This window comes from Limnobacter sp. (genome assembly GCF_046297615.1).
Lineage (GTDB): Bacteria > Pseudomonadota > Gammaproteobacteria > Burkholderiales > Burkholderiaceae_B > Limnobacter.
The window spans coordinates 347,159-361,278 of the sequence record NZ_JBKBHM010000004.1 but is presented as its reverse complement, the minus strand read 5'-3'; the positions used below and the strand labels follow the sequence as shown (position 1 = coordinate 361,278).

Here is a 14,120-nt window from a genome sequence, read left to right as displayed (position 1 = left end):
ACATGATTTTTCACGAAGACTGTGCATTGAACATTGAACACGTGCTGTTCAAAGGCAGTGACGCAATCGTCATCGGATGGGTCAAAGGCGATGCCGGCCTGTCCCTGGTTTCTGGTAACACCACCTTCTCCGGTCAACTGATTCGGTCCGAGCGTCCGGATGTGGCCGAGTACTTTGGCATCAAAAACACCGAATGTTTCGGCTTTGCCCTGTACAGCAGCGATGTCAAGGCCGCCTCTCGCGCCAGCCTTTCAATTCGGCTGCTGGACAAGCGTTCCTCCACCTGGACCGATGTGCTGCTTACCGAGAGCGCCGACTATGCCGATGGCCTGAATGTCGTCAGCAGCCTGAAAACGAAAGGGCTGCCCGAAGACTTTTTTCAGGAAGGCATCTTTCTGGATGGTGTGAAATTCAAGTTGGGCGGGCAAGCTGACAGGCGCACCGCTGTTGGGTATGTGGAAGTGGCCAAGGCCGCCAAGGAAGGCAAGGGCCTGTTGTTGATCGGTTGGGCTGTCAGCAAGTCGCCCAACAACTTTGTCATCAAGGTCGGAGATGCCTTCTACCCCTATGACACCTTTTTTGCCTATCCACGTCCGGACATTGAAGAAGCCTTCTCAAAAACCTTTGGCCAGAACGCGCGTAAAAGTGGTTTCATCACTTTCGTTCCTGAGCCTGATCTTAAGTCTGGCCAAATACAGCTCTACTACTGCAAACGGAGCACCCGCACGTTGCTGTTGGTGGCCAGTACCGACAAAATCGAAAAAGACATTGCATTCGAAGACTTGCAGGGGTACCTGCAAGGCATCCACACGCCCGAGCTGAGCCTGACCGACCGTGTCCGACAGGTGGACGGGCCTTTGGCCGTCACCGCTTTGCGGCACACCGAGGAAAGTGCTTACTACATTCGCCCTGAAATCCTCATTCGTCCGCTCAACACCGATCCCGAGTTGGTGCTCAACATCGTCGTACCCAAGGGGCTTTCCGGCGATGTGCTTCAAGGCGTCATGGCATTGGTCACCCTTCGCATTCCCGGTCAATCCATGGCGGTGAATTACTATTTCAGCGATGTGGTCACCGATGGTGGACTGTTGCTGGAAATTGCCAAGCGCACGCACTCCCTCTTTGGCTGTCAGGTGGCCGTTCACCATGGTTGTACCAACCTTGTGCTGGGCCACCTGGGCTATGGCATGGGCAAACACCCCGCCGCACGCTGCATCATTGTGGATGCACGCTCCGGTTTTGAGTTTGCAAAGATTTCCGGTACCCAGCCATTCGAGGCTTTTGATGCCAAAGAAGTGCGCGTGTTTTACGCGCGTGATGTCAATGGTGTCTCCGGTGCCACCTTTTCGGTCGATGAGCTCAGTCGCTTCATTCCCGATGACGACGGCAAAGCCCCCATTGAGCGCATGCCTTATTCACGCAACAAGGTGTTTGGCATGGCCTTATTGGGCAAAACGTTGAGCGCCATGTGCACCGACATGGGTTTCGTTCCCTTGCGGGAATTGACTGATCTGGAGTTTCTCATTTGGCGCACCGAGAACCTTTCTGAGCGTTTCCGGGTGGTACGTGAACAGAATGGATTGCCTTTCGCCCGCACCCAGGCGCCCAATCAACAGTTTCAGGCCTCTTTGGGCCGACAGATCGAGCTGTACACCATGGCTCAGGTAGGAGCATAACGCCATGGCCAAACGCATACTGGTTATTTCCCATGCCCACCCCGACTTTTCCAAAGGCGGTGGCGAAGTAGCGGCCTACAACGCCTACCTGGGGTTCAAACGCCTGTTTCCCGAATCAGATGTTCGGTTCCTCGCCGCCGTCAATTACGGGGTGTTGCCGGGCAAAGTGGTGAAGTACAAGGAATCGGAATACCTGCTGGGTGCTTGCGTCGAAGACAACCGTTTCTTCCGCAACCTCAGCAGCAAGCTGCTGTTGCAATCCCTGACTGAGTTGGTTGACGAGTTTCAGCCCGATTACGTCAACTTCCACCATTACTACAACATCGGTCTGGATGCGATCGTCATGCTGCGCAGGCTGTTGCCCAACGCCCGCTTTGTCATGACGCTGCACGAGTTCCTGGCCATTTGCCTGAACGACGGTCAGATGATCAAGCGCAACAGCCGCTCCCTGTGCGCTGATTCCAATGAATTCCTGTGTGGCAAGTGTTTTCCGGAATACGACTTGAGCTTTTTCGCCAAACGCAAAAATGCCCTGTTGTCTGTGTTCTCGATGTTCGACAAATTCATCAGCCCATCGAAGTTTCTGCTTGACCGTTACGTACAGTGGGGCATTCCTGCCGACAAGATTGTGGTGATTGAAAACGGCCAATACGACGAAACCGAGGCCCAGCACATCACCGGCGAAACCGCCCCCCAGCAAGACATCTTCAAGAAGTTCGAAACCCGTGCCAAGCCACCCAAGGCGGACAGGCAGCCCAATGTGTTTGGTTATTTCGGACAGATCAACCCGTACAAAGGCCTGGATGTCATCCTGATGGCGCTGCGTCAATTGATCCGCAAGGATGAAATTCCTGACTTGGTGGTGGAAATCAACGGTGCCAACCTTGAAACCCAACGGGGCGAGTTCAAGGACAAAATCCAGTCTTTGGCAGACCCTTTGCTGGAAGCTGGCGTGTTGCGCTGGAACGGCCCGTATGAGCGCTCCGAACTGGCCACCCGCATGCAGCGCATCGACTGGGTGCTTATGCCCTCCGTGTGGTGGGAAAATTCACCCATGATTATTCAGGAATCGTATCTGCACAAAAAGCCGGTGATCTGCTCCAACATTGGTGGCATGCAGGAAAAGGTAGTTCACGGCCAGTCCGGTATCCACGTCAGTGCAGGTTCAGTCACCGAATGGGCTGAAGTGTTGCTCAAAGCCTCTCAGGCACGCCAACTGCGCGATCACCTGGTGGCCAGTCTTCCGCTGCCGCCGAGTTGCCTCGACATGGCCAAAGCCTATTACGAAAACAGTTAACCGACATGAAAACGACGATTGAAGTATTGACGAAATGGGTGGCAGGCGGCGTGCCGATGCTGCACTTCCGGGTTCCGGAGGGGCTTGAGCATTTGCGCGGTCTGACCATCGAAGTCAATGGTCATTCGCCACTGGAATTCAAGGCCGACCATTTGCACGACACCAGTGTCAATGTGCCTCAACTGCTGGATTTGCAGATTCGTCGAATCCAGATCACCCCCATCTTGGCTGAAGGGGCAGAATGCCAACTCAAAGGCGACCTTGTTCGCGCTCTGGGTGTGAATGATCCAGGTACCTTTGCGCGGGTGCTGCAAGTGCCCACCTCCCGGATCAAGGAAAGACTGGCACTGTTTCTGGGTGCCTTGGTGAACCTTGATCGCAGCCCGGGCGAGGAAATGGAGTTCGCTTGCCGCACCATCATCATTCACCGACTGCTTGAGGAGCCCGCACTGGTAGATCAGTTCATGGCCAAAGGCCAGCTCGACGGCTTTTTGGCGGGTGGCAAACAACTTCTGTCAGGTTTTCCTGCGAATGTCCTCGAAAAGGCGGTGTGGTCCACTGTCCGTTGGTGTTGTTCCCTGTCCATGGTCATCGCCTATGTGCAACTGGCCCAGCAGGACTACGAGGGCGCCTTTGACAGTTTTGTGTACTCCGCCGCATGTTTGCCCTGGGTGAATCGCTCCAAAGTAAGTGCGCTCAATGTGATTCAGGCCAGCTTTTTCGCAGGCCTGATCGGGGCCTACATTGGCCGTCGTGACGAAGCCGACCGCCTGCTCAAACAGGCTGTCATGGGTCTGCAGCCGGTGGTGGCTTGTCAAAGCCTCATGGACAATGTATGGGTCGTGGGCGACCTCATCAACGTGGCCCAAGTGTCACGACAGGCCTACATCGCGTTGGGCCTGCTCGGCTTGGTGCAAAATACGCCCGAAGTCACCCGCATCGACATTCGTGCGAAGGTGGCAGTCGGCATTGTTGAAGGGCCAATGGCCAGCTTGATTCGTGCTGGGCGTATGCCGGCCTTCGCAAACTACATCAAAGAACTCAATGGGGAACTCCCGAATGCAAATCGCTAAGTACGCCACCATCGTGTTTGATTGTGACGGCGTGTTGATTGACGCCAACCAGCCCAAGGTGGATGCGTTTGTAAAAGCCATGCCTGAAGGGGTTAGCGACGAACAGCGTACCCTGTTTGCACAAACCATGGCCCGTAATTTCGGCAAGTCCCGCCAATGGCTGCTGGACACATTTGCAGAAATTTGCCCTGCCCACGCCAGCGAAGACAACATTGCAGGTTTGCTCAGCCGCTACTCCGCCTTGGTGTCCTCTGGCTACTTGCAGTGGGCGGCTACTGAGGGGTCCGAGGCGTTCATTGCCAATGCTGCGTCCACCAAAACCCTGTATGTGGCGTCTGGCTCGAATCAGGAAGAGCTGCGTCAGGTGTTCGACAAGCGGGGCCTGCGCCAATACTTTGCCGATGTACTGGGCGGGCCTGTGTCCAAACATGAAAACCTGCGCAGTATCATCGACAAGGCCGAGCAACCCGCCTTGTTCGTTGGCGACTCCATCATCGACTATGAATCTGCCCAGAAGTGCGGTGGCTACGACTTCGCCTTCTACACCCCTTATTCCATCGACCGTGAGAATGTGATCCGTTTTGCGCAACAGAACAACATTCCCATGGTTCATTCGTTCAGCGAGTTCCAGTCATGATCACAGCCTTTCTGCCCTGCCGCGCCGGTAGCAAACGCGTGCCCAACAAGAACACCAAGCCCTTCGGCGCCTATGAGGGCGGCCTGCTCGAACTGAAACTGCGACACTTGGTGGACACCCCTTCCATCGATCGAATTTTCGTCTCCAGCAACGACCAAAAAGTGCTCGACTACGCCACCGCATTTTCTGCGACTGTGGCCAAACCCTTCGAGATTGTTCGTCGCCCGGAAGAGCTTTCGGTGGATGATTGTCTCGATGCACTCATAGGCTACGTGGGGCAGCAAATTCCCGAGGGTGAAGTGCTGTGGACGCACGTCACCTCCCCACTGTTCGACGCGGCGTGTTATCAGGAATTCATCGAAAGCTACCTCGCCGCCAAGAAGAACGATCAATGCGACAGCGCACTGACTGTTGATGAGCATCAAACCTTTGTGTACCGGCGGGGCCAGGTTGATTCGCACGATCCAAGCGTCAAAAAGTGGCCACGCACCCAAGACTTGGAACCCTACTTTCTGGTCAACAGTGCAGCCTTCATCATTCCCGGTGAACTGATGCGCAGCATGAATGACCGTGTTGGCCATAAACCCTACCTGTACGTCACGCCCCAATTGAAAGGCTACGACGTAGATATCCAGGCCCAGTTTGATGTGGCTCAAACCCTTGTTGCGGCTGGGTTCTAACCATGAATATTCAGCACGATTACGACAAGTACTGCCTCTTCGTACAGCTTGACCAAGAGGCTGGTGCACCTACACGCCTTCAGTTGGAAGTCGGCATCAAAACCTTCGAGTTCGATGTGCCTCACATCAACACGGCTGGGCCGTTCTCTTTGCCCCTGGACCGTCTGCTCGAGGTGAACGACTTCACCGGTGCCCGCCTGGTCGGCTTGCTTGAAAGTGGTGACGAGTGGTCTGTATTGGCTTCCGACGCCGGTATTGAACTCGATGAACTGCTGATCAAAGGCCTGGACGACTTTTGGAAACGCGTCAACAGCCCAGCCCGAATCATCAAGAACCAGTTTGTACTGCGCCATTGTTGCAAACGCGCGGTGGCTCAGTTTCCAACCGATTTCAACGTTTTGGGTTCCACACTGTGCGCCTTGGGCTACCGCATTCTGGACTTGGAAGACCCGAACGACCCCGACATTCCCTGGTTCGATGAAAACACTGTGAAGCTCTTTCAGTGGATGGATCCGATCGATGCAGGCGATGAAGCCCGCTGGGTCACCTCGGTGGGCATTCTGAATGCCTATAAAGAACTGAATGCAGGTCGTCGGGAAGGCGCCCGCGTGTTTCTGGAGAAATGCCTGCACTACCGTAACATGGTCAAGTACCGGCCCATGATCCAGATCAATATTGCCCGCTCATTCTTCCTGCTGGTCGACCTCAAAGTCAAGGCGGGCCAGTTTGCGGCCGCCATCGAACTGTTCAAGCAGGTTGACCGGGTGGCCATTGAAGGCGTGGTCTTTTCCGACCTCAGTTCGCCCGTGGCTGGCCGACACAAATTCAGCGAATTCATCGCCTGCATGCGCGCAGTGAAAGAATCCCGCATTGCCATCCGCGAGCTTCAAAAGCTCATCAAAACCAACGAAACGGCGTCCAGCCTCTACAACACGGGTGCCCTTTCGGGTTATGTGAACACCCTTTACAAACGGGGACGAATCTGATGGCTCAGGCGACAGTCACCTCGCTGGTTTTTGATGGCCAGCACTATCACCTCACAGGCTGGTGTTTTGACAAGAAGAAGCAGCAGTTGGCGTCCGGCTTTGCCCTCAGCTATGGGGAAAAGGCCGATCCGCTGAACTTCGAGCGCACCGAGCGTCATGATTTGACCGAAAAACTGGGCGAAGAGGCACGAATGTCGGGCTTCCGCATCAAGCTTTCAACGGTTCAGGCGGCCTCAGTATTGCTTGGGCAGTCGGTCAAACTCATCAACTTCATTGGTGGTGAAACTCACCCGGCCCGTTACGCCATCCCAGGCTTGAAGCTGGAAGACCCCAAAGCCGAGCTGGCCGCCATTGTTCGGGACGCTGAAGGCTTGTTGAACAAACCGACACTAAGGGATATCCTGTACTCATTGTGCAATCTCATGTTGGTGAATTACAACCCGGAACTGAAAAAGACAGCCGTCGACCTCATGGTTGCCGCCGCACTTCTTCAGGGGCTCGCCTACGAAGGCCTTACCGAGGAAACACCGCTGTACGGCTTCTTCATTGAAAACCTGCCCGCATTCATCCGTGAAAAGCCCACCGTCATTGGTCGTCGTGAGCACACCCTGCTACTCAATTCGGCATTGGCCTTGGGCCTTGAAGGTGCGCCGGAGGCCTACAAGAAAACCGTTAACGGTTTGAAGCAGGTGAGTACGGTTGCCGACTATTGGGTGTTGGCCTCGCTGTTTTTGCAGGCCAATGTGCTGGTTTTCACTGGCAAGTTGTCTCAGGATGTGTCTGCCCAGTTCCAGACATTTCTGACACGTCTTAAAACAGTGGTGCATGGGCTGTACGATTTCACCGACGACGAGGTGGACGTGTACAGCGATTGTTGCCAAATGGCTTACGCCACCTACTTGATTTTTCACGTCAATTCTGGCGAACTCGAGTTGAGCGTATTGCAGAATGACTTTACCGGCCTGGAAAGACGGATTTACTTTGCATCCAAAGGGTGCGTGAATCTGGGTCTCGTCAGGTCACGATTTTGATATTTCCAGTTGGGAGTTAGAAAATGGCTTTGGTTCTTGATTGTACGTTTCGCGATGGTGGTTACTACACCAACTGGGATTTTGAAGAATCTCTCGTAACCCAGTATTTTCAGGCAATTTCCCGCGCGGCGGTGGATACCCTGGAGATTGGCTATGTGGGCAACGCCACAGGTGAATACCTCGGTAAGTTCTACTACCTCACCCCTGAGGATTGCACCTTCTACAAATCGCAGGTGCGCGCAGATCAAAAAATCTGCGTCATGATCAACCTGAAAGAGTTCAAACCTTCGGAAATTGCCGAGCGTTTCACGCCCTACGTGGGCAAAGTGGACATCGTTCGCATGGCCGTACCCCCTTCCCAAGTGAAGGAAGCCAACGAGATTGCCACTGAATTGCGCAAATTCGGTTTCCTGGTTGGTCTGAACCTGATGTACCTGTCCACTTACTTCGACAAGGCTGCCTCCGTGCTGGGCGATGTTGATCAGTCCCTGTACTATTGCGTCAGCCTCGTGGACAGCTATGGCGGTTGTTTCCCCAACCAGGTCAAAACAGCCGTGGCCCAAGCCAAGTCGCTGTTGTCCATCCCTGTGGGTTTCCACGGCCACAACAACGTTGAGCTGGCCTTCGCCAACGCACTGGCGTCCATTGAAGCTGGCGTTGACTACCTGGACAGCACCATCACCGGCATGGGCCGTGGTGCGGGTAACCTCAAGACAGAAATGATCGTCAGCTACCTGGAAGCCGCTGGCAAAGGTCAGTCTTCTGACCTGTCGTCTCTGGGGGCCTTGGTTGAGCGTTTTGAAGCCATGCAGAAAGTGTTTGGCTGGGGTTCCAACCTGCCTTACATCATCTCCGGCCTGAACAGCCTGCCTCAGAAAGATGTGATGGACTGGCTGGGCAAGGCCCGTTATTCCACGTCGGCCATTGTTGCAGCACTCCGCAGCGCCTCGTCTGAACAGTTCATTGACCAGACTGAGTACCCCTCGTTGCCGTCGGACCGTGCTGACAAGCCCGTGCTCATCGTCGGCGGTGGCCAAAGCGTGCAAGCCCACGCCCAAGCCATCCAGCGCATGGCTGCCAAAACGGGGGCCACTGTGGTGCATTCCAGCTTGAAAAACCTGGCTGCTCTGGGCCAAGTACAAGGCATGTGCCTGGCCTGCCTGCCCGGCCATGAAGTGGAGAAGGCGCCTGAAGTGGTGGGTGACAACACCGCTTTCATTGTGCAGGCTGCGCCTCGTTTCAAAGGCACACTGCCCAGCGAACTGAGTGGCCGCGTGTACCAAACCACCCTGTTCAATCAAGGCCAAGACAAGAAGTTGGGCCCAGTGTCGGACGCTGGCCCCTTGGCTTTGGCCTTGTCGGCCGCGCGCGATTTGGGTTCCAAGTCCATCTACTTGGTGGGCTTTGACGGTTACGCCAACGCCACCCGTTCACAACAGGAACTGGCCAACGAAACCCAGCGTCTGCTGGACGAGTATGTCGGCAAGTTGGGCACCACCAAGTTGGTGTCTCTCACACCGACAGCGTATAACCTGCCGACCGACTCCGTGTACCGCTACATTTAATACACAGTCTTTCAGGTTGTATGAATGATCCGAAGGCGGCCGTGATTAAGCGGCTGCCTTTTTTGCTGAAAGTGATCGAGTCATGAATTTGCCCGTTTCCGACTTTTTGAATTTTGTCCCTTACGAGGGCAGCGATGAGTTATTGATCATTTGTTCTCAGGTTGCTGTGCCGCGAGGTAAGTTTGGTCTTAGCAAGTTTTTTGGCGAGTGGCCAATCAATAAGCTGTACATCAACACCCTGAAGGACGATTGGTATATCAATGGTCTCGCTGATGTTGGAAATGTCGAAAGGACGATGGCCCGCGTCCGTAAGTGGCTGGATACAATGAGCTTCAAGAAGGTTTCAACCTTCGGGGTTAGTATGGGCGGGTTTGGTGCGATTTTCTTTGGTGCGCACCTGAAGGTTGATCAGGTTTATGCCTTTGGCGCTGAACATGAATTGTTCATTCCGTTTAGTAAGTCCAAAGGACATAACAAGCATCAGAGTCCCACTGCAAAGAGTGATTTCAGGGCGTTGATTTCGAACTCTGCAAGAAACACCCGATTTACAATGTTTGCCGGTTCTTTGGACTTGGTCGATATGTATTCGATGGCCAGATTGGCTGACATTCCCGGGGTTGATTTGTTTTACGCCGAGAATGTTAATCACTCTGTGACTACGTGGTTGAATGAGCAGGGCAAGCTAGTTGACTTCCTCCAAGTATTGTTTGCTCATCAAGTTTCTGATGAGCAACTTGCAGATTTCCAATTTGTCAGAATGTCGCCAGACAATGTGGCTTTGTATTCCAATGTTTATGCATTATTGGTTGCCCAAGAATTTTTGTCTCGAAGGCGTTTGAATGCAGAGGCGGAGGCAATTGGAAACAGCTTGATTGCACTGTTGCCGGGCCACCCACTGGTCATACGATTGAAGGCAAAACAATTGTCCAAGGTGCGCGATTATCAGGGCGCATTGTCTACGATGGAGATGGCGCTGGCACTGACCCCGGATGAAGCAAAGCTCTACAAAGAAGCGGCCGTTTATGCGTCTAAAGGTGGGAAAACTGAACGCGCTTTGGAGTTGATCGAAAAATGTTTGTCCCTCAATGCAAACAAGCTGGGGTTTATTCAGACCAAGCTGGAAATTCTCCTGGATGCTGGCATGACAGAGCAGGCTTTAGCCTTTTCAACTCGTGTAGAACACCTGTTTGCGACCAAAGAAGCCAAGATAACCTTTGAGCGGCTTACTTCACGCTTGGGTTCACTTCCCAACTCAGCCTAAGTTGTTGGGTGGCTCAAAGGTTTAGAAGGCTTGACATCAAATCTGTGGCAACCTTCCACCGCCGCGTCACCTGATCCCGCTTGTCCTCCGGGTCAAACTCCCCAAACACCTCCACATAGCTGTGCCCGCATGAGGAATACACCTTCCCGTGCTGGCGTATGCAATGGGTGAAGCTCTCCAGTTCAATGATTTGCGCGCCCGTCTCCGCAAATATGGTGTTCAGCAGGCCGCTGCCCGAAGGGCCAGCAATCACTCGTGCGCCCTTCATCACCGAAATCTGGTCAATCAGGCTGAGGTTTTCCATTTCCACCTCAACAAAGCCGTGGGCTTTGGCCAGTTCAACCAGCTCGGCTTCGTTGGTCAGCGGCCTGTAATTCGGGGCCTGTTTGGCCCTGAACCGCCGCGACACCCACACCTTCTTGTGTGGCCCTGCGGGCACATCAGCAATCAGCGTACGCAGGTCGGCCAGAGTGGCCCTGGCCAAAAAACCTTCGTTGTAGCTCGAAGTCACCAGCAGGCCACGGTCCATCGTGATCTTCACCGCTTTTCGGGGCAGGTTCACCACTTTGGCACGAATGCCCAAGAGGCTCATGAACTGGCCCACCCAAGGGTATTCGGTGCTCAGCACCAGGTTGTCTTCGGGTTTGATGAGGTGCCGAATGTGCAGCAACTTGGGCAGGGTGCGCAGCAGGAACGACCCATAGTTGGAGGGTTCCAAACTGCCCACAAAATAACTGTTGCCCGTCAGGTGCAGGGTTTCCTTCGCGTCCAGCACGTACAGTGCATGGCCTTGAATGGGGTTGCCGTAGGGCTCCAGCATAAACCCTTCGAAATAGCCGCTGGTGCCTTCTTGCACCACCCGTTTCATGGCCTCACTGCCGCTGAATTCGTCGTTGTACACCATGGTGTCGGTGGCCAAGGTGCGCCAACCCACCACACGGCAAGGGCCAATATCCACCACTTGGTGTATGAAGTCGTTCTGGGCTGTTCGGGGTGGGTAACGAAACCGCGTGGCATCGCCCAGCACTTGCACCGGCTGTTCAAAGTAATGGCCAGATGGCTCGGTGGCTCGCCGGAAGGCGGGTTCGGTACCCAGCGCAACGGTGATGCGCACATAGCCTGCGTCACCCGTCCTTTGCCCGAATTGTTCAATGTCTTTCCAGTCAAACACTAAAGCCAACCTTGTCGTAAAAGCCGATCACTAAAAGCCAATAAAGTGCCGCAAGGGCCTTATTTGAATTTGATACCCCGTTCCTGAAGCAATCGCCGAACAAGCTGGCGGCCAGGGTCACCAATAAAAGTAGTGTCAATAATCATGTCATGGTCGCTGACCCATTCACGTTTGAGCCGTGCGGGCTCCAGCATGATGGCCAACTTGAATACTTCATGATAATTCGCAATCAGGTTTTTGCGGTCCAGTGACTGAAAAAAGTTGACTGGGGTCTTCCACAACGCATCCTGGCGCAGCATCACATTCATGGCGTCCAACAGCAGCGTCACTTGGCCGGGTTCGTTTTTCAACAGGGCAAAAGTACCCAGCACAAGCCCCATTTTGAAAAAATTCGGCACCGATTCCATGGAAAACGCTTCGGAAATCTGTTTGTGTTGCTCCAGCATGAATGCTTCGGCAGCGTCGGGGCCTTGGTGGGCCAGCAGCCAGTAGAAATAGGCAATCCGAAGCGAATAGCCCCAACGGCTGTCCACATTGCAATGGGGGCCCGTGCTGTTGGCCAAATGCCAGTTGATTTCCGTTTCCAGCCAGGTGTTCTGTTCGGGGGTTTGCAGTTCGGGTTGGTCCAGCAGGCGGTACACCATCACAATGAGGGCCGACATGCGGTCACCCCGATCGTTGGGCAACCAGCCATAGGCTTCTTCGGCGAGAAACAAGGTGGTGGGAACATCGAATTTCCGTGAACCCGGGCTGCGCACTTGGTGCACAAAAAAGTTCAGGTCGCGGCGGTTGGTTCGCAACAGGCTGTTCGAAGGAATGGCCACCGACAACCATTGGCCGTTCGCCAACAAGGAAAGGTTTGAATCCGCTTTTGACAATGCTTGCGTGGCCGACCAAGGCAAGGCCACCATCCATTCGGCCGCGCTATTGGCGCGCATCCGCACAGTCAGGTCGGGCAGGGGCCCCGCTTCGCCTGCAATGCGGGCTTGCGTGTCGAAATCCTGCCCAACGGGTAGGCTGATAGCTACCTGTGGTGCTAGTTTGAAGACAAGTAATTGTCTGCTGAAAGTAGTGGATGAAAGCAGAATGTCCACTAGTACTCCTGGGGCGGTGTTATTCTGTAATTATTGGAATCGTCTCCCACATGGTCATTATTACTGCGGTTTCCGCTTTTCGATCTACATGAGTGCAAATATTAAATTTTGTTTCGCTTTCGCTCGAATCTGGTGCAGTTGATCGTGAATAAACTCACTCGAATCTGGTTCAATACACTGTGATTCCTCTGCTCAGCATCGTGATTCCGCTGCACGGAAAATTGCAGGAAACGCGTGAAATGCACGACAGCCTGCTGGCCACCTTGCCCGACAACCTGGCGGTGGAAATTGTGTACGTCGATGACGCATCACCCGACGACACAGCCCATTGGCTGCGCTCTCTTCACGATCCTCGCATTCGCTGCGTTTTTCTCAGTCACAACTCGGGGTTTGCCCACGCCTCCAACACCGGCGCTCACGCTGCGCAAGGGGCTTTGCTGCTGATGGCCAACAATGATTTGGTGTATCGGCCGGGGTGGCTCGAGCCCATGCTGGATGCCTTCAACCTTCATGGCCAGTCGTTGGGCGTGTTGGGCAATGTTCAATACAGGGTGGCCGATGGCACGGTTGACCATGCGGGTATCCGCTTAAAAGCGGACGGTGCACTTGAACACATCCATCAGATTGAAGCGGGGGGCAGCCGTTTGCCGAACAGGTGGGCGGTTACCGGTGCGTGCATGATGATTCGGCGCAAGCTATTTCTGCGGCTGGATGGTTTTGATGAAACCTACCTGAATGGCTGTGAAGATGTGGACCTGTGTTTGAAGGCTCGCGCCATGGGTTTTGATGTGCGTGTTGCCCTTGACAGTGTGGTGCTGCACCACGTCAGCCTGACTCGCAAAGCCGCATCGGCCCAAAGCGAAGCCAACAGTCGTTTGCTGCAAACCCGCTGGCACGACGAGTTTCGCCAAGAATTGACCGAACTTTGGGCTGCCAAAATTCGCACCGGTGCGCCCGGTTTGCTCAATGGTGACCTGGAAGGGGAGTTGACCCCCTATGCCCGTGAACTGCCTGTGTTGACCGCCATGCGGATTGCCGATATTCAATTGACTATCAAGCGGGACCATTGGCGACATGTGCTGGATGAAGGGCAAGTCGGGTCCATGCAGGGCATTTCACACAAGGTGCATGGCAGCCGCAGCGACCCTTCGACGGGCACTCAGATATTGGACCAACCCAATTTCGATATTGAAATCTCCGGGGCCCGTTTCATACGCCGCCTCTACCTGCTTGGGCAAAGCCGGGGCTTGCCACCAGCCTCGCAATTAACCATGCACGTCAACGGCATGCAGGTCAAAACGTTTGACTTGCCAGAGCAAGGCAATTTCCGCCTGTCGCTGCGTGGGCTGATTACCGTACCGACCACCGCCAACCACATTGCCTGCCGCTTGAATGTTCCGCCTTCTGAGCTGCACAAATTGCGCATGACAGGTGTGGCTTTCAAGGCGATTTCCTCCAGCATCGAACTTTGAATTCGGGAGGTCCATATGACCCCATACCTAGCAATTAGGGGGTATTTGTCATTTTTTAAGCATAGATTTCCAGGAGGTTTAGCTGGACTGTCTCTAGATTTTCTAATATGAAAACTATATAGAATCCTGTTGCAGTGCGCAAAGTCTTCCATTAACGTAGCGAAGTGTAAATTGTCA

Annotated in this window: 12 protein-coding genes; 10 read left to right on the top strand and 2 right to left on the bottom strand. The window is 54.1% G+C overall.

Annotation, left to right across the window (positions count from 1 at the left end):
• Positions 1-2 precede the first annotated feature (2 nt).
• The 9 genes from ACK4FF_RS10705 (at position 3) to ACK4FF_RS10665 (ending at position 10,206) form a co-directional block, all read left to right on the top strand.
• Positions 3-1,676 (top strand): hypothetical protein, encoded by a 1,674-nt coding sequence (locus tag ACK4FF_RS10705; protein ID WP_409708685.1) that lies wholly within the window; start codon positions 3-5, stop codon positions 1,674-1,676.
• Positions 1,677-1,680: 4 nt separating this feature from the next.
• Positions 1,681-2,973 (top strand): glycosyltransferase, encoded by a 1,293-nt coding sequence (locus ACK4FF_RS10700; protein WP_409708682.1) that lies wholly within the window; start codon positions 1,681-1,683, stop codon positions 2,971-2,973.
• Positions 2,974-2,978: 5 nt separating this feature from the next.
• A complete protein-coding gene (locus tag ACK4FF_RS10695; protein ID WP_409708679.1) occupies positions 2,979-4,046 on the top strand; it encodes a hypothetical protein in 1,068 nt (355 codons plus the stop codon).
• Positions 4,033-4,683 (top strand): HAD family hydrolase, encoded by a 651-nt coding sequence (locus tag ACK4FF_RS10690; protein WP_409708676.1) that lies wholly within the window; start codon positions 4,033-4,035, stop codon positions 4,681-4,683. The genes ACK4FF_RS10695 and ACK4FF_RS10690 overlap by 14 nt, the downstream gene beginning before the upstream one ends.
• Positions 4,680-5,363, top strand: coding sequence for a cytidylyltransferase domain-containing protein (locus tag ACK4FF_RS10685; RefSeq protein ID WP_409708673.1), 684 nt, complete (start codon positions 4,680-4,682; stop codon positions 5,361-5,363). The genes ACK4FF_RS10690 and ACK4FF_RS10685 overlap by 4 nt, the downstream gene beginning before the upstream one ends.
• Positions 5,364-5,365: 2 nt before the next feature.
• Positions 5,366-6,349, top strand: a complete 984-nt coding sequence (locus ACK4FF_RS10680) for a hypothetical protein (RefSeq protein ID WP_409708670.1) — start codon at positions 5,366-5,368, stop codon at positions 6,347-6,349.
• Positions 6,349-7,380 (top strand): hypothetical protein, encoded by a 1,032-nt coding sequence (locus tag ACK4FF_RS10675; RefSeq protein WP_409708667.1) that lies wholly within the window; start codon positions 6,349-6,351, stop codon positions 7,378-7,380. Before ACK4FF_RS10680 ends, ACK4FF_RS10675 begins: the two co-directional genes overlap by 1 nt.
• A gap of 23 nt (positions 7,381-7,403) precedes the next feature.
• The gene (locus ACK4FF_RS10670; protein ID WP_409708664.1) at positions 7,404-8,945 is read left to right on the top strand and encodes a hypothetical protein; all 1,542 of its coding nucleotides are present in this window, start codon (positions 7,404-7,406) and stop codon (positions 8,943-8,945) included.
• An 82-nt stretch (positions 8,946-9,027) separates the two neighbouring features.
• Positions 9,028-10,206, top strand: a complete 1,179-nt coding sequence (locus ACK4FF_RS10665; protein ID WP_409708661.1) for a hypothetical protein — start codon at positions 9,028-9,030, stop codon at positions 10,204-10,206.
• A gap of 13 nt (positions 10,207-10,219) precedes the next feature.
• Here ACK4FF_RS10665 and ACK4FF_RS10660 read toward each other — a convergent pair whose 3' ends face one another.
• Together ACK4FF_RS10660 and ACK4FF_RS10655 are read right to left on the bottom strand one after the other, a co-directional pair.
• Positions 10,220-11,377: a glycosyltransferase family 61 protein gene (locus ACK4FF_RS10660; RefSeq protein WP_409708658.1), complete on the bottom strand. Its 1,158-nt coding sequence runs from the start codon at positions 11,375-11,377 to the stop codon at positions 10,220-10,222.
• A 59-nt stretch (positions 11,378-11,436) separates the two neighbouring features.
• The gene (locus ACK4FF_RS10655) at positions 11,437-12,471 is read right to left on the bottom strand and encodes a hypothetical protein (protein ID WP_409708655.1); all 1,035 of its coding nucleotides are present in this window, start codon (positions 12,469-12,471) and stop codon (positions 11,437-11,439) included.
• 179 nt (positions 12,472-12,650) lie between these two features.
• Here ACK4FF_RS10655 and ACK4FF_RS10650 point away from each other — a divergent pair, with 179 nt between their 5' ends.
• A complete protein-coding gene (locus tag ACK4FF_RS10650) occupies positions 12,651-13,943 on the top strand; it encodes a glycosyltransferase family 2 protein (RefSeq protein WP_409708652.1) in 1,293 nt (430 codons plus the stop codon).
• The last annotated feature ends 177 nt before the right edge of the window (positions 13,944-14,120 follow it).